The 25178-nt window shown below is 43.1% G+C and carries 20 protein-coding genes and 1 tRNA gene; 5 read left to right on the plus strand and 16 right to left on the minus strand.

Going from position 1 to position 25178, the window contains the following annotated elements; translation table 11 throughout:
• Positions 1-113: 113 nt before the first annotated feature.
• Genes dinB through BQ9893_RS13590 form a run of 3 tightly spaced genes read right to left on the minus strand, consistent with a single transcriptional unit; the run spans position 114 to position 4059 of the window.
• Positions 114-1205, minus strand: a complete 1092-nt coding sequence (gene dinB, locus BQ9893_RS13580) for a DNA polymerase IV (RefSeq protein ID WP_087880697.1) — start codon at positions 1203-1205, stop codon at positions 114-116.
• Complete coding sequence (locus BQ9893_RS13585) at positions 1205-2788, minus strand: YfcC family protein (protein WP_075966525.1); 1584 nt, start codon at positions 2786-2788, stop codon at positions 1205-1207. The genes dinB and BQ9893_RS13585 overlap by 1 nt, the downstream gene beginning before the upstream one ends.
• On the minus strand, positions 2785-4059 hold the full coding sequence (locus BQ9893_RS13590; protein WP_075966526.1) for a DNA recombination protein RmuC: 1275 nt from the start codon (positions 4057-4059) through the stop codon (positions 2785-2787). The genes BQ9893_RS13585 and BQ9893_RS13590 overlap by 4 nt, the downstream gene beginning before the upstream one ends.
• Positions 4060-4218: 159 nt before the next feature.
• On the opposite strand from BQ9893_RS13590, the gene tpx reads away from it, so the two are divergent.
• Entirely contained in the window at positions 4219-4725 is a 507-nt protein-coding gene (gene tpx, locus BQ9893_RS13595; protein WP_075966527.1) for a thiol peroxidase, read from the plus strand.
• Positions 4726-4825: 100 nt separating this feature from the next.
• Positions 4826-6043, plus strand: coding sequence for an MFS transporter (locus BQ9893_RS13600; protein ID WP_075966528.1), 1218 nt, complete (start codon positions 4826-4828; stop codon positions 6041-6043).
• Between the two features lie 673 nt (positions 6044-6716).
• On the opposite strand, the gene BQ9893_RS13605 is transcribed toward BQ9893_RS13600, so the two are convergent.
• The 13 genes from BQ9893_RS13605 to BQ9893_RS13660 form a co-directional block, all read right to left on the minus strand.
• On the minus strand, positions 6717-7070 hold the full coding sequence (locus BQ9893_RS13605) for a HepT-like ribonuclease domain-containing protein (protein WP_075966529.1): 354 nt from the start codon (positions 7068-7070) through the stop codon (positions 6717-6719).
• A complete protein-coding gene (locus tag BQ9893_RS13610) occupies positions 7067-7360 on the minus strand; it encodes a nucleotidyltransferase family protein (RefSeq protein ID WP_075966530.1) in 294 nt (97 codons plus the stop codon). Before BQ9893_RS13610 ends, BQ9893_RS13605 begins: the two co-directional genes overlap by 4 nt.
• A gap of 292 nt (positions 7361-7652) precedes the next feature.
• Positions 7653-8129, minus strand: coding sequence for an Arm DNA-binding domain-containing protein (locus BQ9893_RS13615; RefSeq protein ID WP_262497383.1), 477 nt, complete (start codon positions 8127-8129; stop codon positions 7653-7655).
• Positions 8130-8234: 105 nt separating this feature from the next.
• Positions 8235-8307 (minus strand) — tRNA-Thr (locus tag BQ9893_RS13620).
• Positions 8308-8346: 39 nt separating this feature from the next.
• Positions 8347-8808 (minus strand): hypothetical protein, encoded by a 462-nt coding sequence (locus BQ9893_RS13625; protein ID WP_075966531.1) that lies wholly within the window; start codon positions 8806-8808, stop codon positions 8347-8349.
• A 68-nt stretch (positions 8809-8876) separates the two neighbouring features.
• Entirely contained in the window at positions 8877-9908 is a 1032-nt protein-coding gene (locus BQ9893_RS13630; RefSeq protein ID WP_075966532.1) for a DUF6340 family protein, read from the minus strand.
• A gap of 91 nt (positions 9909-9999) precedes the next feature.
• Positions 10000-10851, minus strand: a complete 852-nt coding sequence (locus tag BQ9893_RS13635) for a sugar phosphate isomerase/epimerase family protein (protein WP_075966533.1) — start codon at positions 10849-10851, stop codon at positions 10000-10002.
• Between the two features lie 151 nt (positions 10852-11002).
• Positions 11003-11161: a hypothetical protein gene (locus BQ9893_RS21745; protein ID WP_167369875.1), complete on the minus strand. Its 159-nt coding sequence runs from the start codon at positions 11159-11161 to the stop codon at positions 11003-11005.
• 19 nt (positions 11162-11180) lie between these two features.
• Entirely contained in the window at positions 11181-13808 is a 2628-nt protein-coding gene (locus tag BQ9893_RS13640; RefSeq protein ID WP_075966534.1) for a valine--tRNA ligase, read from the minus strand.
• Between the two features lie 489 nt (positions 13809-14297).
• Positions 14298-15905 (minus strand): RagB/SusD family nutrient uptake outer membrane protein, encoded by a 1608-nt coding sequence (locus tag BQ9893_RS13645; protein ID WP_075966535.1) that lies wholly within the window; start codon positions 15903-15905, stop codon positions 14298-14300.
• A complete protein-coding gene (locus tag BQ9893_RS13650; protein WP_244155136.1) occupies positions 15902-19171 on the minus strand; it encodes a TonB-dependent receptor in 3270 nt (1089 codons plus the stop codon). The genes BQ9893_RS13645 and BQ9893_RS13650 overlap by 4 nt, the downstream gene beginning before the upstream one ends.
• Before the next feature lie 361 nt (positions 19172-19532).
• Entirely contained in the window at positions 19533-20513 is a 981-nt protein-coding gene (locus tag BQ9893_RS13655) for a FecR domain-containing protein (RefSeq protein WP_244155137.1), read from the minus strand.
• A gap of 62 nt (positions 20514-20575) precedes the next feature.
• A complete protein-coding gene (locus tag BQ9893_RS13660; RefSeq protein WP_075966538.1) occupies positions 20576-21118 on the minus strand; it encodes an RNA polymerase sigma-70 factor in 543 nt (180 codons plus the stop codon).
• Between the two features lie 151 nt (positions 21119-21269).
• On the opposite strand from BQ9893_RS13660, the gene BQ9893_RS13665 reads away from it, so the two are divergent.
• The 3 genes from BQ9893_RS13665 to mazG all read left to right on the plus strand — a co-directional run bounded on the left by BQ9893_RS13665 (position 21270) and on the right by mazG (position 25159).
• The gene (locus BQ9893_RS13665) at positions 21270-22181 is read left to right on the plus strand and encodes an RluA family pseudouridine synthase (RefSeq protein WP_075966539.1); all 912 of its coding nucleotides are present in this window, start codon (positions 21270-21272) and stop codon (positions 22179-22181) included.
• Positions 22182-22198: 17 nt separating this feature from the next.
• Positions 22199-24274 (plus strand): protein-disulfide reductase DsbD family protein, encoded by a 2076-nt coding sequence (locus BQ9893_RS13670; protein WP_075966540.1) that lies wholly within the window; start codon positions 22199-22201, stop codon positions 24272-24274.
• Between the two features lie 99 nt (positions 24275-24373).
• Positions 24374-25159: a nucleoside triphosphate pyrophosphohydrolase gene (gene mazG / locus BQ9893_RS13675; RefSeq protein ID WP_075966541.1), complete on the plus strand. Its 786-nt coding sequence runs from the start codon at positions 24374-24376 to the stop codon at positions 25157-25159.
• Positions 25160-25178: the final 19 nt, after the last annotated feature.

A 25178-nucleotide genomic window follows, 5' to 3' on the forward strand; every position in this document is an offset into this window, starting at 1 on the left:
AGTCGAATTTATCTTCCTCTCCCAATGGAGGAAACGCACAAAGGTACGAAAAATTAAAAATCCACATGGCTACTTTTACAAAATCTTTGTGCTATGCCTATACTGATAAGACACTACGAATCCCAGTCGCTGAATTCGAAACTCAGTTGTTCCCAACGGGCTTTCTCTTCGTTTTTCTCATAAGGGTTGGAAACCGAAAGACCGATCAAGCGAATCGGGTGAGTCATATATTCAATGTCCTTCAACAGCTCTTTGGCCAAAGGTAGTATTTCGGCTAAAGTGGTCAGTTCATGGCTTTGAGTGATGCTTCTTGTCTTTTGATTGAAATCATGGAATTTAATCTTTAAAGTAAGAGTATTCCCTTTGAAACCGGTCCGTTTCAACCGTTCGATCAGCTCGGTCGCAACATGATATAATTCGATGATAACGGATGATTGCCGCGAAATATCCTTTTCAAGCGTATGTTCGCATCCTACTGATTTGCGAATTCGAACAGTTTCGACCGGACGCAGGTCTATTCCTCTTGAAAACTCATAATATAAAACCCCCGCTTTCCCAAATTGGCGTGTGAGCATCTCTTGTGAACAAGTTCTCAACTGTTCGCCGTTATGGATGCCCAACGAGTGCATCCGTTGGGCGGTAACCGGACCGATCCCCCAAAAGGATTCGATCGGCAAACGTTTGATGAACTCTTCCGCCTGAGACGGATGGATGGTGCAAAGTCCGTCCGGCTTGCGGTAATCGGAGGCGATTTTGGCCAAAAACTTATTATACGAAACTCCTGCCGAGGCGACCAAATGCAACTCTTCCCTGATTTTTTGTTTGATTGCCTTGGCGATATCGACAGCAAGAGGAATGTTCTGCTTATTTTCGGTTACATCCAGAAACGCTTCGTCCAATGAAAGCGGCTCGATAATGTCCGTATACTCGTGGAAGATTTCGTGTATCTGGCGAGACACCGCTTTGTAGACATCTATCCGTCCAGGGACAAACGTGAGTTGCGGACATAGACGTTTGGCCTTTTGTGACGACATGGCGGAACGCACGCCGAATTTCCGGGCCTCGTAGCTTGCTGTAGCGACAACGCCTCGTTCCTCCGCGTGACCGACAGCAAGCGGAATCCCGCGAAGTTCCGGATTATCCCGTTGCTCCACAGAAGCGTAGAAGGCATCCATGTCGATATGTATGATCTTCCGTTCCATTATTAGAATCCGTTCATCTGAATCAATACGGTCGGTATCAACAACAGGAATCCGACTATTACCAGAAGCAAGATGAATTTCCATGCCCAACGGAACCATTTATCGTAAGGGATACGGCTGACACCCAGAACGGCAATCAGCACTCCCGAAGTCGGGGTGATCATATTGGTAAATCCATCTCCGAATTGGAAGGCCATTACGGTCGCTTGTTTAGACAATCCGATCAAGTCGGAGAAGGGAGCCATAATCGGCATGGTCAGGGCTGCTTTGGCACTTCCGGAAGGAATGATCAGGTTGATCAAAGTCTGAATCACGTACATCATGCCGACAGTCGCCACTTGTCCGAGCCCTTCCATCCCCTTCGCCAGGTAGTAAAGAATGGTGTCGATGACAAGGCCATCTTTCAGCACCACGATAATACCGCCCGCAAGGCCGACTACCAAGGCAGCACTCATGATATCCTTGCACCCGTCCAGAAACAGTTTGACCAGTTCATTCGGAGTCCGGTTGTTGGCGATCCCGGCAGCCAGTCCTAAGGCGAAGAACAGGGTGGCTATCTCCATGATATACCAGCCATATCCCATCACCCCCGTTATCAGATAAAAAATCGTAAAGAAGAGGAGAGTCAATATATAAAGATGGACTGTTTTGCGTAGGGCAAGCAGAGAAGTCAGGATGAAGGCTGCTGTTAATATGGGGAGAAGAGGCAGTCCTTTGATTACGCTATTCCCGATTTGCAAGGTAGTGGCAGGATAATAAGCCGCAAAAATGATTTGTACGATTGCCAGCAACCCGAAACTGATCCAAGCGGCACGTGGCGTATGATAGCTTACATCCGGCGAATTACTGCCGTGCAGGTCCCGCCAATACTGGTCCTCTTCATAGACCAAAGAAGATTTCGGATCTTTTTTGACCTTAGCGGCATAACGTAGTATCCAGGCGAAACCTATCAGGTTGATTACGCCCCAGCAAAATATCCGGTATTCAATTCCGGAAAAGAGCGGAATACCAGCCAGTCCTTGTGCAATACCGATTGTAAACGGGTTCAGTATCGCTCCTGCAAATCCCAATCCGGCAGCGACAAAGACCATGCAAACACCTGTAATGGAGTCATATCCCATCGAGATCGCCATCGGGACAAGCACCAGGCAAAATGCAATTGTCTCTTCACTCATTCCGAAGACTGCCCCGAATATGCTGAATAGTAGCATGATGGATGTCAACAAGAAGTTCTCCACTCCGATCTTACGCAAGAGACGGTTGTTTTCCATTTTACGAGCGCTGCGCAGGAAACTGATAGTTCCGATATCGAAGGCCTTGCTGTCGTTGACGATCCAGAACGCCCCTCCGATGATCAGGATGAAAACGATGATATCCGCCTTGTCGACAAATCCTTTGTAGAAAGCCGAGAACACCTGCCAGGTTTGCGGAACATGTTCTATCGCTTCGTAAACAATCGTTTTTCCTCCGGCGGTATTGATGTTTTCCGTGTATTGTCCGCCCGGAATGATCCAGGTGAGGGCAGCACAAAAAAGAATGATATAAAAAATGATGACGTATGTATGTGGAATCTGTTTCTTTTTCATAATCCGTTTTCTTCTTCTTCATCCATTAATGAACCTATTTCAGGAAGGATGGCGCGTGCCTCCTTATCGCTGAGAGAATCTACATCTTTCAGCTTGCGCTGGATCACACGTGTACGTGTTCCCAACACTTCTTCGATCTGTCCACTGGCTGTCTGCAAGTTCTTTTGCGCTTTTTCCAGCATGCCACCAACCTTCTCAAATTCTTTCTTTACCGCTCCCAGGATAGTCCATACCTCCCCGGAGTGTTTTTGAATGGCGAGCGTACGGAATCCCATTTGCAGACTGTTCAAGATGGCAGCAAGTGTTGTCGGGCCGGTGACAACCACCTTGTAGTTGCGTTGTAGTTCTTCCAACAAGGATGAACGGCGTACGACCTCCGCATAGATTCCTTCGAAAGGCAGGAACATGATGCCGAAATCGGTGGTGGAGGGAGGTGCCAGATATTTGTCGGAAATATCCTTTGCCATCTTTTTAATAGTTGTTTCCAATAGCTTTCCGGCAACTTCTATTGCCTGTGTGTCGGCATGATCGTATGCATCGAGCAGCTGTTCGTAGACATCTTTGGGAAATTTTGCGTCAATCGGCAGATATACGAATTCGCGAACATCGTCACGTCCCGGAAGCTTGACGGCAAACTCCACGACGGCATCCGATCCTTTGCGGGTATGCACGTTCGCTTCGTATTGCTCCGGTGCCAAAATCTGTTCGAGAAGCATGCTCAGTTGGATTTCCCCGATGTTGCCACGTGTCTTCACGTTGCTGAGGACACGTTTCAAGCCACCGACATCTTGTGCCAATGTTTGCATTTCTCCAAGCCCTTTCTGTACACTTTCCAGTTGTTCCGTTACAAGCCGGAATGATTGCCCGATCCGCTCGTTCAGTGTCTTTTGCAATTTCTCGTCTACAGTCAGACGGATTTCTTCCAACCGTTTTTCCGTGTTAGAAACAAGCAGGCGTTGCTGTTCGTCCAGGTTGGCGAACTTTTCCCGTTGCAGGGTGTTGAATGAAGCGATCCCTCGGTCGAAGGCCTCCCTGAATTCATTCATGGAATGCGTCAGTTCTTCCCGGTTATCCCTGGCAACGATGCGCCCTTCTTCCCGGTTCAAACGAAAATCTTCCCGAAAGTTTTTTTCGATACGTTCAAATGAACGTTGCATTTCATCGATCAACCGCTTCAACTCGCTCGCGATGTCCGAATGATCTTTCCGGGGGCGGAAAAAGCCCTGTAAAACAATGATTACAATAAGTAAACAAATAATCAACCAATCCATTTTTTCTATTTTGGGTCAAAGATAGAAAAAGAGTTATCGCAAGCAGTAATTAAAAATAGTTAAAACAAGAAACATTATTCAGAATCCTTTGTTTAAGTTATACAAAGCAGCTTATATTTGTAAGCCGTTTTTGATAAAGGACATAAAATACAACAAAAGATGGCAAAGATAACATTAAAAGGTAATGAAGTGAATACGAACGGTTCACTGCCCACAGTTGGAGCAGAAGCTCCTGATTTTAAGGGTGTAAAGAGTGATTTATCCGAATTGCATCTGAAAGATTTGAAAGGTAAGAAAGTCGTGATTAATGTATTTCCGAGTTTGGACACAGCCGTGTGTGCCGCATCGGTAAGACGCTTTAATAAAGAAGCAGCTTCTCTTCCTAACGTTGTGGTGCTTGCCGTATCAAAAGATTTACCTTTTGCGCAAGGACGTTTCTGTACCACGGAAGGTATAGATAAAGTGATTCCACTTTCTGCATTCCGTTGTTCTTGCTTTGAAACCGGGTACGGGATGTTGATGGTCGATGGTCCACTGAAGGGTTTGTTAGCCCGTGGTGTAATAGTAGTCGACGAAGCAGGTAAAATTGTTTATGAGGAACTGGTTTCCGAAATAACAAACGAACCGAATTACGAAGCCGCAATCGCTTCGCTAAAAAACCAATAAAGAAGATTATTGTTTTTCATTGGTTAAAGTTAAGGGTTAGTGTAGAAGGCCGTCAGATGTGAATCCTGCGGCCTTCGTTTTTTTATATAACAATAAAGTCATGAAGAACTGGGAAAAAGTATTCGCTATTATATGGACCGGGCAGTTTTTCTCTATCCTGACCAGTTCGATCGTTAATTTTGCAATTGTCTTATGGCTTAGTTTTGAAACTAAATCAGCGGAGGTCTTGGCTTTGGCCACTATCATGGCTATGCTTCCCCAATCCGTATTAGGGCTGTTTACCGGTATTTTTGTAGATCGATGGAAAAGAAAACGAGTCATGATCTTGGTCGACAGTTTTATCGCTTTCTGTACACTGATCCTGGCAGTGCTGTTTTATCTGGATATAGCGAAGATAGGACATGTCTATCTTTTGTTGGCTCTGCGTTCGGCCGGTTCCGCTTTCCATATGCCGGCTATGCAGGCCTCCATACCCTTGCTGGCTCCTAAATCTGAATTGATCCGAATTGCCGGAATTAACCAAATCATACAGTCGGCTTGTAACATTGCCGGGCCGGCATTGGCGGCTCTTTTCATCTCTTTTATGAAAATGACAAACATTCTTATGCTGGATGTGATCGGAGCGGCATTGGCTTGTACGTCACTATTATTTGTAACAATTCCAGATCCTGATAATGCGGAAAGAACCCGAAAGGTCCGACTCTTAAAAGAGGCAAAAGAGGCCTTTACGGAAGTCCGATGTCAAAACGGATTGTCTTTATTATTCCTGGCGTCTATCTTAGGAACATTCTTTATCATGCCGGTGAGTGTGCTCTATCCGCTTATGACGCTTAATCATTATTCGGGGAATGCTTATCAGATCAGCTTGGTAGAGATTACCTGGGGGATCGGGGCTCTGTTGGGAGGAACTTTCCTCGGCTTGAAGAAATTCCGGTTGAATGAGATCTCACTGATTAACTGGATGTATATTCTGTTAGGGTTTACATTCGTGCTGTCCGGAATCTTGCCTGTTTCCGGATATCCGTTATTTGTTCTATTGACAGCTGTCGGCGGAATATCAGGCTCCCTTTATACGGCGTCTTTCACGACCGTAGTCCAGACCCGCATAGATCCGGTGGTAATGGGGCGTGTGTTCTCTTTCTATATGAGCGTCAATATGCTTCCTCCCATGATCGGGCTGTTGAGTACGGGATTTTTGGCAGATACAATCGGAATCGGCAACACCTTTATGATCGGTGGCATATTGGTCGTACTGATCGGAGTTGTCTCGTTCTTCATTCCTTCAATCGAAGATTTGAGGAATAGCTTCCGAAAATAGAATACACAGACTGGAATCAAAGAGCTTAAAGTGGTTCAACGAAGATTGATGATCCATTTAGAACAGCCTTAAAAAGCATCTCTGATATTACACCATCCTCATATATGGATGTTATTTAACAAGTTAACCGACCATAAATTACGAATTTGTGAGAATAGAAGAAATACCACCAAGTATGAGACATAGCCAATTTTTCAATATCAGATGATAGGCTTAATCAGTTAGAAAAAGCCATTCAGGATTGAACGATAGTGTACCCGTTTGAACTTGAAATTGCGATTGGCTGATCCTGTAGGCTTTCTGGTAGGATATTCCTTTTTTATTCTCATACATGGCGGGGTGTCTTTTAAGTAGTGAACTTATGAACACATAGGATATACTTGGTCTGGTTCGCTCTTTGACGTTATCCAAGTAAAAGGGATATATATATAATTAATGTATAGAGAATTTTAAATATCAGATAACATTTTATCAATAGTCATTTTTACGGCTGGCTCATTAGTGTCCCGTTAAAATCGGGTGAGGTTAAAACTCTGCTTTACGAGAAAAAATACCATTGAAAATGAGAAAGTTATGATTCTTACAGAATACTCATAATGAGTTTGCAATTTCAAATCCGTTTTCCCGAAATTCCACTGTAATTTCTTGTATTTCTGCATTATACAAGGCTTTATTAGAATTTTAATGGGACACTAATGACAACCGCTGGCAAGTTATTTTTCATTACATCAAAAACGATAACTGCATCTATATCGAAATAATGATGTGCTATAATGTCTCGCATTCCCATCACTCCTTTCCAATCAATTTCAGGATAATTCGATAAAAGTTCTTTATTTGTGGCTTTATCAATACGTTTGACACTTTCTCCGATTGCAATCAACAGCATACAAATACTTTCCAATCTCTCAACTCCACTTGGTGTCGTCAAGAAATCGTCTGGAGAAAGTATTGTTTCCGATCTCTTTAATATTCTATCTAAAGCTGTTTGTATCTTTATTAAAGAAGAACGGATTAATTCTGTCACACATAAATACCCTCCTTCTCAATTCGATTTTTCAGGAAAGAATCCATGTGATCCCGTAATCGGACAATATCGACATTACAACCAAACAGGGTTTGCAGATCATCCTTTATATGTACTAATACGAACATATTAGGCTTTGAAGTTTCCAAATAAACATCAACATCACTATCTTCTGTTTGTTCTCCTCTGGCAACAGAACCGAATATCCCCATACGGGTAATGCTATATTTGGAAGCATTCTTCGCCATATAGTCACGCAAGATGTTCATATATTCAGTTGTTGATTTCATTTTCTTTTATCTATTTGATACAAAGATACACATTCATCTGTCAAAACCAAACAGAAAGTATCGTTCTTCTCTCATTTTGGATTTGCTCACAAATCACTTTTTTAAGTCCCTATTTATCTGTAACCTCGTGTATTCTTCCAAATCAAAGAGATCCTCCATGTAATCCGGATAATCCAATATTCATAACCCCAAAAACTCATTATGCAGCAGGAATATAAACCATTCGATAGGGTTGAAGTTTACAGGGAAATTATGGAAACCATTAAAAAAGGCACATTTTGCCAACAGAGATTTATGAACCTGTTTTCTGTATTAAAAATCGGATCAGGGAAAAGAAGAAAAATTCCTGAAACAGCTTAACTGTAACAGGATTCTGATCTTTATACATATCCGCATAACGTAAACGATTTGCAGATTCAAGTTCTTGAATATACAGGTTAAAGACTTCTTGTACTGTTTTACGCTTTACTGGTTTGTTCACTTTCTCCATTAAAGAAGTTGCTGTAAATTCTTTTTCCTGTGATTTAAATTCTATAACCTTATCTGTATAGACTTTTACTTTCTCCGCTATCAGTCTTTCTATATACTCCTTATTGGGACATTTAGAAGTTAGTTTGTTGGCTTTAAAGTCCCAATATTTAGGCAATATGGAAATACCAAGACTTTGATATTTCATTTTTCGATCCTTACAGATACGCAACATCAAAGGTGATTCATTGTTTTTCAATACTTTAGATTTGTAACATACGACACTAATTGTTGTACACATGGTTTAAACGCTGGTTTAAACATCGGTTTAAACAAACCACGCAAACCACAGAAAATGCCATAAAAAAAAGCAGTTATCTTAAAAAGATAACTGCTTGATTTTGTGAGCCGAAAGCCGGACTTGAACCGGCGACCTACGCATTACGAATGCGTTGCTCTACCAACTGAGCTATTTCGGCGACATTTACTTCTTGAATGCGGGCGCAAATATAATATGTTTATTTGACATCTGAAAGAAGTTTTGCTAAAAAATCATCTAAATCTGCATCCAAATCTTTTAAAAGAGGATCATCCAAACGCAGATTTTCATCATCCAAAAACAGAAGTTCCTCAATAACAGAGAAATTCTCGTCTGTCAAGCTTACCGAGAACGGCTTCAGGAAGCAAGGCTTATCAAAAACTTTTTTTGTAACCAAAACAGCAAGCACTGCTTTCAAAGTTGCAGCAACCTGCTGAATGAACTGATCGTCATCACATGTCGTATTCATCCAATCAAAAATGATAGTCTTTTCAACCAGCGCATCCTCTTCATCATAAATAAACAACTCTCCGCTTTCAGCATCTACCTGTACGTACAAATCGCTGTAACAATTACCAGCTTCGTTCGTCGCAAGTTTATTGATGGCCGAATTGAAAGTCGTTTCTATGACAGCCTGAACCTTTGCATTATTTGCACTCATATCTTATTATTTATTCTTTATTCGAAACGTCTGCCAAAAGTAATAATAATTCAGAGAATATAAGATTATTATTCTCCAAATTGCTTATTTAGTTTTTGATCTGAACGAATACGCTTGCCAAGAGCCTCGACATACAACCGTTGCATTTTCGTGTAATTGTAGTCTTCTCCCTTTTTATTATTAAAAATTTCGTATGATTTAGCAGCCCAGTCGTAGGCCTCCTTCAAGCGGGTATTCATTTCATAGTACAAAGCTAAGTTCGATGCTGCCTTTGCCCGCTCTTTCCAACGAGTAGAATTCGCATACACATGTTTCCAACGAGAGGCCGCTTCTTCCCATTTATCTGACAAAGCATAGGCGGTCGCTTCTTTCCATCGTGCTCCTTCGCCTTTGTAAAACCAACGGCTTTCATTATTCCAGTGAGGTACAAAATTTGGAGTAACCTTCTTTCCTATATATTGCCCGGCAGCCCGTAAAGCCTCATCCGGCGACGGCAGGTAAAGTTTCAATTGCTCCATATTGTTTGCACTCTCTGACCAGAAAACACTGTCCTGCACATAGACGGTAGCCAACGGATTGTCGCGTTCGGGAAGATAACCGCGAACGACTCCCGTAATCTTAACATCGACTCCTCCTACTACAAATCCTTCGGCAAAAGCGACAACATCCTTTTCCATCTGGAACAGCAGACGGTCGAACGAAATAACAGCATCCGTTCCAGTCTCCCGGCATAGTTCTTTCACTATTTCGGGCGTCAACTTTTCATCTTCCAAATATTTTGTATTCTGACGGGTTCCACCGTGATAGAGCAAGACATCATTAAAAAAAGGAACATCCACAATCGATTTGCCTAAAGAATGACAAGCGTCATACAAGGCACTATCTGCATGGGCACGAGCCGTGTCTTGCACAGTCCCATATAAATTATAGATATAACCGACATCATCGGGTTGGGGAACGGCGTTATTAACAATCAAAACCTTGTCGACATTCTTCGGGAAAGTAATCTCTGCCGGGTTATAAGTTTCTATTCCGATATATTCGATGGTGCTGCACGCCGAAAACAAGCAGGCCATCAACAGATACAACGATGTTCTCATTTTTTACATTTATGATTTATAATTTATGAATTATGCTTCACAACTTGTGCTTCATAAATCATAAATCACAAATCATAAATCATAATTCTTATCAAGCCATATCACTAACGGCTTTGAAATAACCGATAGACTCTGCGATACCCAAGAAAGGATCTTTCATGTCCTTCTCAAATTCAAGACTACACATACCCGTATAGTTTACTTTGCGCATCATACGGATCAATGCAGGGAAGTCAATCTTTCCTCGTCCGATCTCGATGCCACGTCCCGCCTTGGAAGAATCTGTCACATCTTTAATGTGCATATCGAACACACGAGTGTGATATTTCTTCAAGTCAGCAACAGGATCGCAACCGTTACGCAGGTCATGACCGACATCCAGACACATACCGATACGCGGATCCAGATCTTTCGTATGTTCCCACACATCCGTTGCATCCGGATAAGTCTTGATATCGGGTCCATGCAAATGGATTGCATAATTGAAGTCATACTCTTTTACTTTTTTGTCCACATAAGGCAAAAGTTCATAATTAGGTACGCCGACAATCGTTTTCACGCCTACTCGTTTCGCATATTCAAAACCACGATCGATTTCATCTTCGCTCTTCATATAGATAGGACCGACTGCATATCCGGTCACACCATAAGATGCACATTTTTCATGAAAAGCCTTGATCTCTTCATCTGTGCTTTTAAACGGCAAGTGGAAATCTTTGATACAAAGATAATGAATATCCAAACGCTGCAAAGTTTTTAGCGTAGTTTCCAAGTCAAAGTTTACAAATGTAAAACCGGCCATACCCAAATGAAATGGGTTTACAGCCTTAGCAGCCTTAGGCTTCACAGGATCAGGCAATCCGGCCTTCGCTACGCTTGCCGTGCCCAGCAGAATAGCTCCTGCCAGCCCTTTCTTAAAAAAAGATCTTCTTGATTTCTCCATGATATTAAAATAAAATAATGTGTTTGTATTATTATGACAGCAAATATACTCTTTTTCCAGTGTGCACGATAACATTTTTTGAAAAAATAGAAGGCTTTACATTAATTAATTCATTTACACATGGGGTAGCTTTACATAGAAAACAGAACCTTCACCAACTTTCATTTGTCAACTCGCTCAAACGCTCTATCCGATCCTCGGCAGAAAGAGCCATTAAAACAGAACGCAAACTATCCGTCTCATTGTTTACGTTCAACGAGACAGTAGTTTGCGTCAATAACAATAAAGCAAACCAGAAGATATGCTTCATCTGATTATGTGTTTGAAACCTACTTCTTCAAAGCTGCGATACTTTCTTCGATAGACTTGATTTTACTTTCTGCATCGGCCTGTTTCTTGCGTTCCATTTCAATGACTTTGGCCGGAGCTTTGCTTACAAAACTTTCGTTACTCAGCTTTTTCAACACAGAGGCCAGGAAACCTTGCTGGTATTTCAGTTCGTCCTGAAGCTTAGCCAGTTCTTCTTCCACGTTGATCATATTACCCAATGGAACAGCATATTCCGTCGTACGCACCAAGAAGGAAACAGAGCCGGCAGTTTTTTCTTCCGTACGAATAATGGACGACAGGTTACACATTTTGGTAATTACGGCGTTGAAGTGATCGTTATGTTCACCCAATACCTGCAATTCCAATGCTTCCTTATTCGGTATATTTTTCTGAAGACGTATCGTACGCACTCCACCCACAATTTCTTTTGCAATTTCGAAATTCTCCAAATATGCGTTATCAACAGGTGCAACTTCCGGGATTAAAGCGACCATCAAGCTTTCACCTTCTTTGCGCGGTTCCAATGCTTGCCACAATTCTTCTGTTATAAAGGGCATAAACGGATGGAGCAAACGGAGCAGGGCGTCGAAGAAGCCAAGTGTTGACAAGTAGGTCGATTTATCAACAGGTTGTTGATAACCCGGTTTAACCATCTCTAAGTACCAAGCAGAAAACTCATCCCAGAAGAGTTTGTAAACAGCCATCATCGCTTCGCTCAAACGGTATTTGCCAAACAGGTCGTCCATTTCGACGATTGTCTTGTCCAACTGCATCTTAAACCACTTGACGGCTGTAGCTGCCGCTTCAGGCTGTTCGATAGTTGAATCGACCGTCCATCCTTTGATCAGACGGAAGGCATTCCATATCTTATTGTTGAAGTTACGCCCTTGTTCGCACAACGCTTCATCGAAAGGTATATCGTTTCCGGCAGGTGCCGCCATCATCAGCCCCATACGCACGCCATCGGCACCGTATTGCTCGATCAGCTTCAGCGGGTCGGGAGAGTTTCCTAATGACTTTGACATCTTACGTCCCAGTTTGTCACGCACAATACCGGTGAAATAAACATTCTTGAACGGCATCTTGCCCCGATATTCGTAACCGGCCATAATCATACGGGCTACCCAGAAGAAAATAATATCCGGTCCTGTCACCAAGTCGCTCGTCGGATAATAGTAGTTGATCTCCTGGTTGTCCGGATCGTTGATGCCATTGAACAGGGAGATCGGCCATAACCAAGAAGAGAACCAAGTATCCAGCACATCTTCGTCCTGACGCAGATCGGCCATTGTCAAAGAGACGTTACCGGTCTTCTCCTTTGCCATTTCCAACGCTTTCTCTGCCGTTTCGGCTACGACATAACCGCCTTCGGGCAGGAAATAAGCGGGGATACGGTGTCCCCACCACAACTGACGGCTGATACACCAGTCCTTGATATTTTCCATCCAATGGCGATAGGTATTCTTGAATTTCGGAGGATAGAACTTGATGTCATCCTTCATCACCGGTTCCAAGGCAATCTGTGCAAGGTGCTCCATCTTCAGGAACCATTGCATAGACAATTTCGGTTCGATAGGCACATTGGTACGTTCGGAGAAACCGACTTTATTTTCATAAGCTTCCACCTTTTCCATCAGCCCAGCAGCTTCCAGGTCTTTTTCGATCTGCTTACGGACATCAAAACGGTCCATACCGACATACAAACCGCCGGCCTCGCTGATCGTACCGTTGTCATTGAATATATCAATAGAAGGCAAATTATATTTTTCGCCCAACATATAGTCGTTCACATCGTGTGCCGGAGTCACTTTCAGACAACCGGTACCGAACTCGATATCCACATAATCGTCTTCAATCACCGGGATCACGCGGTTTACCAACGGAACAATCACTTTCTTCCCCTTCAACCAAGCGTTCTTCGGGTCGTTCGGATTGATACACATAGCCGTATCTCCCATGATCGTTTCAGGACGGGTTGTAGCGACAACCGCATAACGGCCTTCCGGATCACCTTCCACCTTGTAGCGGAGGTAATATAGTTTGCTGTGCTCTTCCTTATAAATAACTTCTTCGTCGGATAGGGCGGTCAGCGCTTTCGGATCCCAGTTCACCATACGGACACCACGATATATCAATCCTTTATTATAGAGATCGACAAAAACCTTGATCACACTTTCGGAACGCAGTTCGTCCATCGTGAAAGCCGTACGATCCCAATCACAAGATGCCCCCAACTTACGCAACTGTTTAAGGATGATGCCTCCGTGTTCCTCTTTCCATTCCCAAGCATGTTTCAGGAAGTCTTCACGTGTCAGGTCAGTTTTCTTAATCCCCTGCTGTGCAAGGCGATTCACGACTTTAGCTTCGGTTGCGATGGAAGCATGGTCCGTTCCCGGCACCCAACAAGCGTTTTTTCCCTGCATACGGGCACGGCGGATCAGAATGTCCTGAATGGTATTGTTAAGCATGTGTCCCATGTGAAGCACGCCGGTGACGTTTGGAGGTGGAATGACGATTGTATACGGCTCACGGCCGTCGGGTTTCGACTTGAAAAAGCCGTTATCCAACCAATACTGATACCACTTACCCTCTACTTCTGCGGGGTTGTACTTACTTGCAATTTCCATATTGTTTCGTTATATTTATATCTATGTTCGGCACAGACTAAAAAAGTCCGCCATTTTAAGGTGCAAAAGTACAAAAATAATATAGATAAGCACATAAGAGCTTCGTTTTATATTACTTTGCATCACGGCTTTTTCATTTAGGAAATGTTCATCGCTTGTTATTGCAGTAAATTTGAGAAAATTTGTATCCTCAGCCTCTGAGATGATGAAGGAATATGTTTTTAAGATTATCAAAATGTCACTACTACCCCCTCTAAATCGGATTAGTACCCCATGTTTTGGGAACTACACTAACGGGTAATATTTTTTAACCTTTCATAATGTACTGATTTATCCGAATAAAGATAATAAAATGACATTTGCCCAAATTCTGTTGTCACCACCACATCCTAACCATACGATATATACTAATTCTTTATTCATAAAAATCCCCGAATCTTCATTCAAAGAACTCAGGTTCGGGGATCACAACGTGAATTACAATCTATTTTACCAATCAGGATTCTGAACTAAATTCCCATTATTATCCATTGCCTCTTGTGGGATTGGGAAAAGATACATTTTATCGTTCCAAAAACGTTCTTCCACAAATTTATGGTCCATTGCTTCATTGACAGCTCTTAAACGAGCACCATAAACTTTACCGGATTTCACTTTATCCGCAATACGCCAGCGAATAATATCAAAATAACGTAATCCTTCAAATGCTGTCTCAATTCTTCTTTCATGACGAAGTTTTTCTCTCAAAACCGATTGAGAAGCGACATCTATATTAGGCATTCCGACTCGAGCACGGATTTGATTGATCAAAGAAACTGCTTCAGGCAAATTTTGAGATAATTCAATCAAAGCCTCCGCACGCATTAGTAAGACATCGGCATAACGCAAAATCGTCATGTTTTTATCTGCCAATGTACGATCTGCATATTCTCCTCGCAAGTCAATCCATTTTTCACACATATAACCTGTCATGTGTGTTTCTTTCTGTACATAATCGCCACTATTAGGATCGTCCACTCCATAACGGCAACGCACATTTCCATCTACAACCCATTCCTTGTACGGCCAAGTGATAGTTGCATTCAAGCGAGGATCACGAAAATCAAATTCACCCCGATGGGTTTCCGTTTCAGCCTCTTTCCTTTTCTGAGCATACTCACAACCCAAAGATTCACATTCAGAAACGGGATGTCCGTTCAAACATTCATAATCGTCAACCAGCTCATTTAAAGCAAGCACATTAGACCAACCAGAATAAACACCGGAGACATACGACAAATTTCTGTTTAAATCATGGACGACTAACGGTGAACTATATTGACGCTCAAATATTACCTCTTTGTTGTTTCCATCCGACTGCGGACGAAACAATTTATCATAATCGGCATACAATTCGTAATCGCCAGATTCTATGACCTTCTCTGTGTACTCTAACACCTTTTCATAATTCTTTTCATATAAATAAATGCGAGAAAGGTATGAATTGACTGTCTGCTCATTCACACGTCCACTCTCTTTAATTTCAAGCGCATTTATATTAGGGAGAACAAAACCTTCCAACTCGCTCAATATAAAATTCAGAACCTCCTGACGAGGCTGGCGAGAAGTCTCACGAGATTCCGCAACAGTCAATGTTTTAGTGATTAATGGAACATCTCCGAAATAGAATATCATATCATAATAAACAAAAGCCCGGATAAAACGAACCTCTGCACTAAACCTCAAATATTCAGCTTCCGTTATTTTATCTTTCGCTTTTTCCAAGCCTTCCATTATATAATTTAACTTGGCGATAGAAGCATATTTCCATTCTCTTTTCACTGCACTATTCTGAGTCGTATAGGTTCCATTGCCTATTTCTGTTTGAGCAGAACTCCTGCGCATTCCATTATCACTGAAACAATCCCGATATGCAACTTCTTCCGTACCATAAATATACTCATAAGCTCCTTTAACCATCATTTCTGTCTGGCTTTTATCATTCCACCATTGATCCTCCGAAATTTGATCCAGTGGCGGAGTTGTCAAAAAACTGTCACACGAAACCAATCCTAATAAAAAGGCAATCGCACACAAATATTTATTTATCGTTTTCATCTTTCCTTACTTTTAAAATTGACATTCAAACCAAATGAATATGTACGGGCAAACGGATAAGCCCATGCACTGGCTGCTTCCGGATCCATACCTGGTACGAAATCAGAGACCGTAAACAGGTTGTTGGCCGTGAAATAAACACGTACACGGCTGAAACCGGTTGAAGACAACACCTTGCGAGGAATAGTATATCCCAATGTCAAGTTCTTCATACGTAAATAACCGGCGTTGATCATCCAGTAATCAGAGTTCTCATAATTATGATTCGCATCGCTTTTATTCAAAATACGCGGATATTTGGCATCTGTGTTCTGAGGTGTCCAATAATCCAGTTGATGTTCAAAAATAGAAGCGTCATTCAAAGGTCTTACAAAATGATCATTCACAATCCGATCTTGTTGTCCGACACCTTGGAAAAACATTCCCAAATCAAAGTTTTTATAATCGAACGAAAGATTCATGCCATACAGAAAATGAGGATTGGGATCTCCTAAAACGACACGGTCATTTGCATCGATCTTGTTATCACCATTTTGATCTTTATAACGGATATCACCTGCACTTGTCTTCGAGTTCTGGAATGGAGCTTCCGCTACTTCTTTGTCTGACTGGAATAACCCCATCGATTCATAACCATAAATAGAGTTGAACGGCAAACCAACCTCCGTATAGGTACTCGAACCCTTCCACGGACCCGTATCTCCCAAATCAACGACTTCATTCCGGTTATCAGACAAGTTTGCTGAAATGCTATATCCGAAATCGTTCACCCGGTCGTTCCATCCCAATGACAATTCCCATCCTTTATTCCGAACCTGACCGATATTCATATTCGGTTTGCCAAAACCATATTCCAATGGGACAGGCATCGCCAACAATATATCTCGCGTGTTCTTGACATAATATTCACCCGTAAAACTCAAACGATTATTCAGCAGCCGGGCGTCCATACCTACATTGAACATATCCGAATGTTCCCATGTCAGTTCCGTGTTTCCGATTGTTTTCAACTGGGCAATCTGCTGATAGCTGTTGTTCAGAATCAAACCTCCAGTCGAAACTAACGTATAGCTCGGATACAGCCCCAACCCGTTCGCATTACCGGTCTGTCCCCAAGAAGCACGAATTTTCAAATCATCCAAGAAGTTGTGCGTCCCCTCCATGAAAGACTCTTGAGAAAGACGCCAAGCGACAGCTACAGAAGGGAATGTCGACCAACGACTTCCTGCTGCAAAACGCGAAGAAGCATCAGAACGCATACTCAACGACAGAATATATTTATTGTCATAATCATAGTTGATACGCCCAATGAAAGAGGCTAAAGCCCAATGCTCACCGTTTCCATCATTACTCCAATTATCTTTCGGACCAGGATTCAACTCCCAAATCAGATCTGTCGGATAACCAGAACGAGCTCCTTTCAACCAGTCACTACTTTCACTTTCCTGTTGATAACCGGCTAAAATATCAAAATTATGGATGCCAAAGCTCTTCTTATAATTCAACAATGCCTGCAAATTATAGTAGTTATCCTGATCTCTACGATCAGAAAAAGTGTTCTGGCCTTTTTCTATCGTTTCTTGTGTAAAATAATTCTTATACACTAATTTGCGAGATTGGGATTCTTCATCTTTAAACGTGTATTTAACATTCGCGATTCCAGTAAATGTCAATCCGTCAACAATTTCATAGTTCAACTTGAAAAGACCTGAAGCCTCATGCCGGTTTGTAAATTTCTGCCCCCCTTCATAAAGCGCAACCAATGGATTGGTAAAGAAACCGGCGTTGTAACCATACGTTCCATCTGTATAATAAGCCACCATTGTCGGATCTGCTGCAATAACCTGTTTATAAATATCCTGCTGATTATTCAAACCTTCCATATCACGTAACTGATAACGGATATCGAACGAAATGTCAAATTTTTTGCTAATCTGGATATCAGTACTTGAACGCACGTTGAATACATTCTGTTGTGTTTGCGGGAAAATGCCTGTTTGATGATCTACACCTGCACTCACCAAATATTTCACCTTCTCAGTCCCGCCGGAAGCCTCAATGCCATGACGGGTTATCACAGTGTTCTGAATCGTCAGATCTAACCAGTCTGTATTCGGATAGCGATTCGGATCTGTTCCATTCTCATAGCCGGCAATCTGTTCGGCAGTATAAATCGGATCCTGATTCATATTAGCTACTGCCTCATTCATAATGCGAGCATATTGTCCGGAACTGACTGTTTTAGGCATGTGCATCGGCGTATTAACCCCCACGGAACCATTATACCGGAACGTAGGTTTGCCTTCTTTTCCTCGTTTTGTCGTGATCAATAAAACACCGTTGGCTGCACGTGAACCGTAGATTGCAGACGAAGCTGCATCCTTCAAGACATTTATGCTTTCAATGTCTTCCGGATTCAAAAAGTTGAAATCTGCCGGAACACCGTCAACCAACACCAATGGCGCCGTAGAATTATTAGTATTCAAAACAGAAGACCCACGCAGTTGAAGAGAAGGAGATTCCCCTGGAGCACCTTTGCCCGTTACCATCAAACCAGGCACCTGCCCTTGCAAAGCTTCTCCTACAGTCTGCACCGGACGGTTTCGCAACGTTTCTGCTTTGACTGTCGTTACAGCAGTCGCAATATTGCCCTTACGTTGTGTGCCGTAACCAACCACTACGACTTCATCCAAACTCTGTGAATCTTCTTTCAGAACAAGCGGCCATTTCTTCTGGGTACCGACAGAAAACTGTTGTTCTATATAACCAATATAAGATATAATCAAAATGGCATCTTCCGAAGAGACGTTGATTGAGAACTTTCCATCTATATCTGTCACCGTTCCGTTAGTCGTTCCTCTTTCAACAACATTCGCTCCGATAATCGGCAGGCCGGTCTCATCCACAATCATCCCGGCTACAGTTTTGCCAACCTGTTGGGAAACGGACAAAATTTGCTTTTCTCCTCGTTTCGTCAATACAATATAATCATCATCAAAAACATACTTGATACCGGAACCATCGAAAACACGGTTCAAGCAATCAGCAACGGATTTACTTCCGGATTCAAGTGAAACTGTTCTATTTGCATCGACATCTCGTTTGTTGTATACAAACATATATCCCGTTTCTTTTTCGACTTGTTCGATAAAGGCTCCGATTGTCATACGGGAATTTGTAATATTTACTTTTGCCGTCTGCGCATCCATATCCGCCGCATAAGAAGCAAAGGCACAGGCGAACAATCCCAATGTTGATAATCTCATAACATTAAAAAATTTACCAAAGCACTGTCTTTTACGTAATAAATGTATGGGTAAAGTATATTTTTTCATACTTTTGTGAATTAGATATTTAATACTTCTTTTTACGATTAAAGGTGTTAAATTTTAGCCGTCTGGTGCGGGCACACCAGACGGCTTTTATATATATAAAACTTCTTCTATTCAAATCATAGGCATTATCTTTTTAGGTTACACATGTTTTTCCTGATATTTATAAGTTTGACCCCTCACCAGTGAAAGACCACTATAGACACTTTATTTTTTAACCTCGCTTAACTTCTAACAAAGCTAACGAACCCGACAGCAATATCTCTATTGCCACTATTAAAATGATAATGTTATTTTATTGTAATACGATCAGGTTCTTATCGTCATCCTTCGTATACTTGAACGGATATACGATCTGGAGTTTCCGCAAAACGCTTTCCACTCCATCTCGTTGCCTGAATTTACCGGTATAGCGGAAGTTCCCGAGTTTCGTGTTTTTCACGATGATCGATACATCATAGTAGAGTTCCAGCTTCTTAATGATATCCGTCAGCAACATATCGTCAAAGATAAAGACTCCATCCTTCCATGCCATAAAATCCGTATTTTCGAATAAGGAAACTTTGGCAGAATGATCCGAGACAACAATTTGCTGCCGAGGTTGCAAAGCATAGCTGCTACTCCTGCCATGCACACAGGAAACGGAGACAGCCCCTTCGACCAGTGAAGCTACAAAATATTCTTCCGTATCGTAAGCATTTACGTTGAACTTCGTTCCGGTGACCTGAATATCCATTTTGTTTGTCTTGACCACGAAAGGATTCCCTGCTGCTTTCTCCACTTCGAAAAAAGCTTCACCATGCAGTTCGACTTCCCGCTTTTTCGGGTCGAAACGTTCGGGATAACGCAAGGTGGTGTTGGCATTTAACCAAACTTCGGTACCGTCGGCAAGCAAGACTTTGGCACGCTGCCCGGGTGGAGTCGAAAACACCTGATAACGGACAAGCTCTTCCTCTTTGTTTCCCGCATAATTCATCAGCAGATAAGTCGACAAGACAGAAAAGAGCACGATCGCGGCATAACTCGCCACTTTACGCAGACTGAATAGCAACGTACGTCTCTTCCGCATACCGACAAACAAGCGATATTGCCTGTCCGAAGCAACCCCATCCTCTTTCGCCATAGAAACAAGCGCGGACAGATTTTGTATCCCGGCCGCCTCTTTCCTGAGTTCTTTATTTTCTTTCAACTGCTGGAAAAGAATTCGTTTTTCTTCTACAGAAATCTCTCCTGCCAAATATTTTGATAACAGATCGTACATACTTCCTTTTGTCATTATATATATAAGTTAAACCCTCATCACGGAACGTACCACTATGTCCCGATCCCAAATAAACATTAATTAACCAGGAACAACAATAACGGCAAATAGTCTTTCAGTGCCACACGTAACTTTTTGAGAGCTGTGACCATCTGATTCTCTACCGTATTCACAGAGATTCCGAGCTCGTCCGATATTTCCTTGTATTTAAGCCCTTCGATACGGCTTTTGATAAAGACTTCGCGGCAACGTTCAGGTAACGTGTCAAGAGCACGCCGGATAATCTCCTGCAACTCCTCCTCCGACTGGTAGGAATAGTCGAACGTCTCCAATGCATACAATTTGAATCTTAGCTCTTCTTTCATCTGGCTGTTATACTCTTCTTCGATCAGCTTGTGGCGCAGAAAGTTCAGGCAGCGGTTTTTCACCAATGTAAACAGATAAGTCGTAAGCGTAAAAGATATCTCGATTTCGTCCTTTCTTTCCCAAAGTATAAGAAATACATCTTGCACGATATTCTCTGCATCTTCATTTGCCGGAACATAATTTTGGGCAAAAGCGAACATCTTCGGATAATACAATTTATATAGCTTCTCAAAATTCCCCTTAAGGTATAGCATACCAATTTAATTTAATCTTTTTAGCAAAAATAGTACATTCTTTCAGAGCTCAAACATCTGCCTGCAAAATAATCTTATCATAAGTTGTCCGCATCTCCTTGCAGCATTGGCCAAAAGCCAGTATCTTTGTAAACTATATATAATTAGGAATATGGCAAGACGCTCAGAATACAGAGACACAGATAGATCAAGGGCCCCTCGAGGACGTAAAGTTACAGTGAAAGAGGAGAATACGTTACTTCCCTTCCTGTTCGGTCTTTTAAACGAACAAAGTAAAAGTTCTGTCAAGGCGTTACTCGCCCACGGACAGATTTCAGTCAATGGTACGGTAACCTCTCAGTTCGACACGCCGCTCGCACCGGGCGACGAGGTGTTAATCAGCTACGAACGGGGAAAAGTCGAGTTCAACAACCCGCTGCTCACGATTGTATGGGAAGATGAGGACCTGATAGTCGTAAACAAGAAAGAAGGCTTGCTTTCGGTTTCCAGCACACGCGTGAAAGAACGGACCGCTTTCCATCTGCTCAGTGAATATGTCAAGAAGACGGATCCGCGCAACAAGATATTCGTGCTCCATCGTCTGGACCGCGACACTTCGGGGTTGATGATGTTCGCCAAGAACCAGCATGTGCAAAAGGCTTTGCAATCGAACTGGAACTCTGCCATCACGGCACGCACATACGTAGCCGTAGTGGAAGGGCGTCCGGATAAAGACTGCGACCTGATCGTTTCCAACCTGACAGAAAATGCCAAGATGCAAGTCTACGTGACGGCTGAAGGAGAAGGAAAAGAGGCGATCACACGTTACCGCCTGTTGCACAGCAACGGAGCTTATTCACTGTTGGAGCTCGACCTGGAGACAGGACGTAAGAACCAGATACGTGCACAAATGCAATCGATCGGCCACTCCATCGCAGGCGATTACAAGTATGGCGCAGAGACAGATCCTACCGGACGGCTGATGCTTCACGCCCGACGGCTCAACTTCATTCATCCGGTAACGGGCGAAGAGATGCGTTTTGAGACACGCATTCCTGATAAATTCACCTCTTTAGCTAAATAACTAAAATAAAAAATAATATGAAGAAGCTCTTTAGTACCTTGATGTTGGTGCTCGTCGCACTGACCGTACAGGCACAGATTCTCCAGCCTGTGAAATGGAAGATACAACTGAACGATTCCGGTTCTGCGGAGAAAGAGATCGTGTTTACCGCTACCGCCGATAAAGGCTGGCATTTATATGATCAAGACCTGCCGGAAGGTGGTCCGGTCTCTACCTCGTTCACATTCGAGACATTGAAAGGAGCCGAACTGATCGGCAAACCGACTTCATCTGTCAAACCGACCACTGTGTACGACGAACTGTTCGCCATGAACCTGCGTTGGTATCCGGGTACCGTTTCATTCACCCAAAAGTTCAAAGTGACTGATCCCGCTAAGTTCAAAGCCGAAGGTGAAGTGGAATTTATGGCTTGCAACGATGAGACTTGCCTACCGCCCGACCGCGTCAGCTTCTCGTTCGACAAAAAGAACATAAAGATGACAGCTGCCACCGAAACGGTAGCTGAAAAACCGGAAGTCGAGCAAAATGATGTGACAGCCGTACAGCCGGATACCGAAAAGGTGGTGGAAGAAGTGGCAGAATTGAAGACTTCCGCTCCTGTAGCCGACAAGGACAAAGCCGAGAACAAGCCAACCCGCGTCTCTAACGAACTGACCGACGATGCTGCCCTCTGGACTCCTGTCATCGACAAGTTGAAGGCATTCGGCGACACGACGGTTTCCGCAACCGACACATCGTGGTTGTTTATCTTCCTCGCCGGTTTCTTAGGTGGATTGATCGCCCTGCTGACACCTTGTGTATGGCCGATGATCCCGATGACGGTCAGCTTCTTCCTCAAACGGACGAAAGACCGCAAGAAAGCGATCCGAGACGCGGTGACATACGGACTTTCGATCATTGTGATTTATCTGGTAATGGGATTGCTGATTACGGGTATATTCGGAGCAAGCGCATTGAACGACTTGTCGACGAATGCAATCTTCAACATCATATTCTTCCTGCTGTTAGTAGTCTTCGCCATCTCTTTCTTCGGGGCGTTCGAAATGGTATTGCCCTCTTCCTGGACGAATAAGTTGGATTCGAAAGCAGATTCGACGACGGGCATTATCAGTATTTTCTTCATGTCGTTCACGTTGGTGCTGGTTTCCTTCTCCTGCACAGGTCCGATCATCGGAACTCTGTTGGTACAGGCCGCTTCGATGGGAACAGCGGTAGGACCGGCTATCGGTATGTTCGGTTTTGCCTTGGCACTGTCTATTCCGTTCAGCCTTTTCGCTATCTTCCCGAATATGCTGCAAAGCATGCCGAAGTCCGGAGGCTGGCTAAACTCAGTCAAGGTTGTATTAGGCTTCCTTGAACTGGCACTGGCACTCAAGTTCCTCTCCGTTGCCGACTTGGCCTATGGATGGCGCTTGCTGGACCGCGAAGTGTTTATCGTACTTTGGATCGTGATCTTTATCCTGTTGGGCTGCTACCTGTTGGGTAAGATCAAGTTCAGCCACGACAGCGACCTGCCGTACGTATCCGTGCCGCGCCTGTTCATGGCGATCATTTCTTTCTCTTTTGCCGTTTATATGGTTCCGGGGCTTTGGGGTGCGCCATTAAAAACGATCAGCGCTTTCGCTCCTCCTTTGTACACTCAGGATTTCAACTTGTATAATAGTGAAGTACACGCTGCTTTTGACGATTACGAAACAGGTATGGCTTATGCCAAGAAAGTGAACAAGCCGGTCATGATCGACTTCTCCGGTTTCGGTTGTGTGAACTGCCGCAAGATGGAAGCCTCCGTTTGGACCGACCCGAAAGTAAAACAGATATTGGAAAATGATTATGTCCTGATCACCCTGATGGTTGACGACAAGACGAAGCTGCCGCAGCCAATCACGATCGAAGAGCACGGCAAGACCCGAAAGTTGAAAACAATCGGTGACAAATGGAGCTATTTGCAGCGCAGCAAATTCGGTGCAAATGCCCAACCGTTCTACATCTTGCTGAATGCCGAAGGTGAACCGCTCGGTCCGTCGTATGCATTCAACGAAAGTGTTCCCGACTATATCCAGTTCCTGGAAAACGGATTGAAAATATTTAAATAATGTGCCAATGCGATAATGTGCCAACAAAAGGGCTCCTTCCAATTGGCACATTATCACATTGGTTTATTGGCACATTATCACATTAATACATTATTTATAATGGCAACTAAACAAGAAAAGATGGAAGCCTTCGGACAATTGCTCGACATACTGGACGAGCTTCGTGTGAAATGTCCGTGGGACCGTAAACAAACAAACGAAAGCCTTCGCACAAATACAATCGAAGAGACTTACGAATTGTGCGATGCCATCATGAAAGATGACAACAATAACATTAAAAAAGAATTAGGCGACCTGCTCCTGCACATTGTCTTCTATGCCAAAATAGGTGAAGAAAAGGCAGCATTCGACATCAAGGATGTATGCGACAGCCTTTGCCAGAAGCTGATCTACCGCCATCCGCATGTCTTCGGAGATGCTCAGGCCGATACCGCCGGCAAAGTGGAACAGAGCTGGGAACAACTCAAACTAAAAGAAAAAGGTGGCAACAAGACTGTTCTCGAAGGCGTTCCCGCCTCTTTGCCTTCCGTGGTCAAAGCTCACCGTATCCAAGACAAAGCCCGCAACATCGGTTTCGATTGGGAACAACGCGACCAGGTCTGGGATAAGGTATACGAAGAGTTTACCGAACTGAAGACCGAAATCGACAAGATGGATGCAGACAAGATGGAAGCCGAGTTCGGCGACCTGTTCTTCAGCCTGATCAACGCAGCCCGTCTCTATAAGATCAATCCAGACAATGCTTTGGAACGCACAAACCAAAAGTTTATCCGTCGTTTCAACTATTTAGAAGAGCATACCATAAAAGAAGGCAAGTCATTAAAAGAAATGTCTTTGAAAGAAATGGACCGGATCTGGAATGAAGCCAAATCGAAAGGGTTATAAAAAACAAAAGGGGAACCGA

It is taken from the genome of Parabacteroides massiliensis (genome assembly GCF_900155425.1).
Taxonomy (GTDB): domain Bacteria; phylum Bacteroidota; class Bacteroidia; order Bacteroidales; family Tannerellaceae; genus Parabacteroides; species Parabacteroides massiliensis.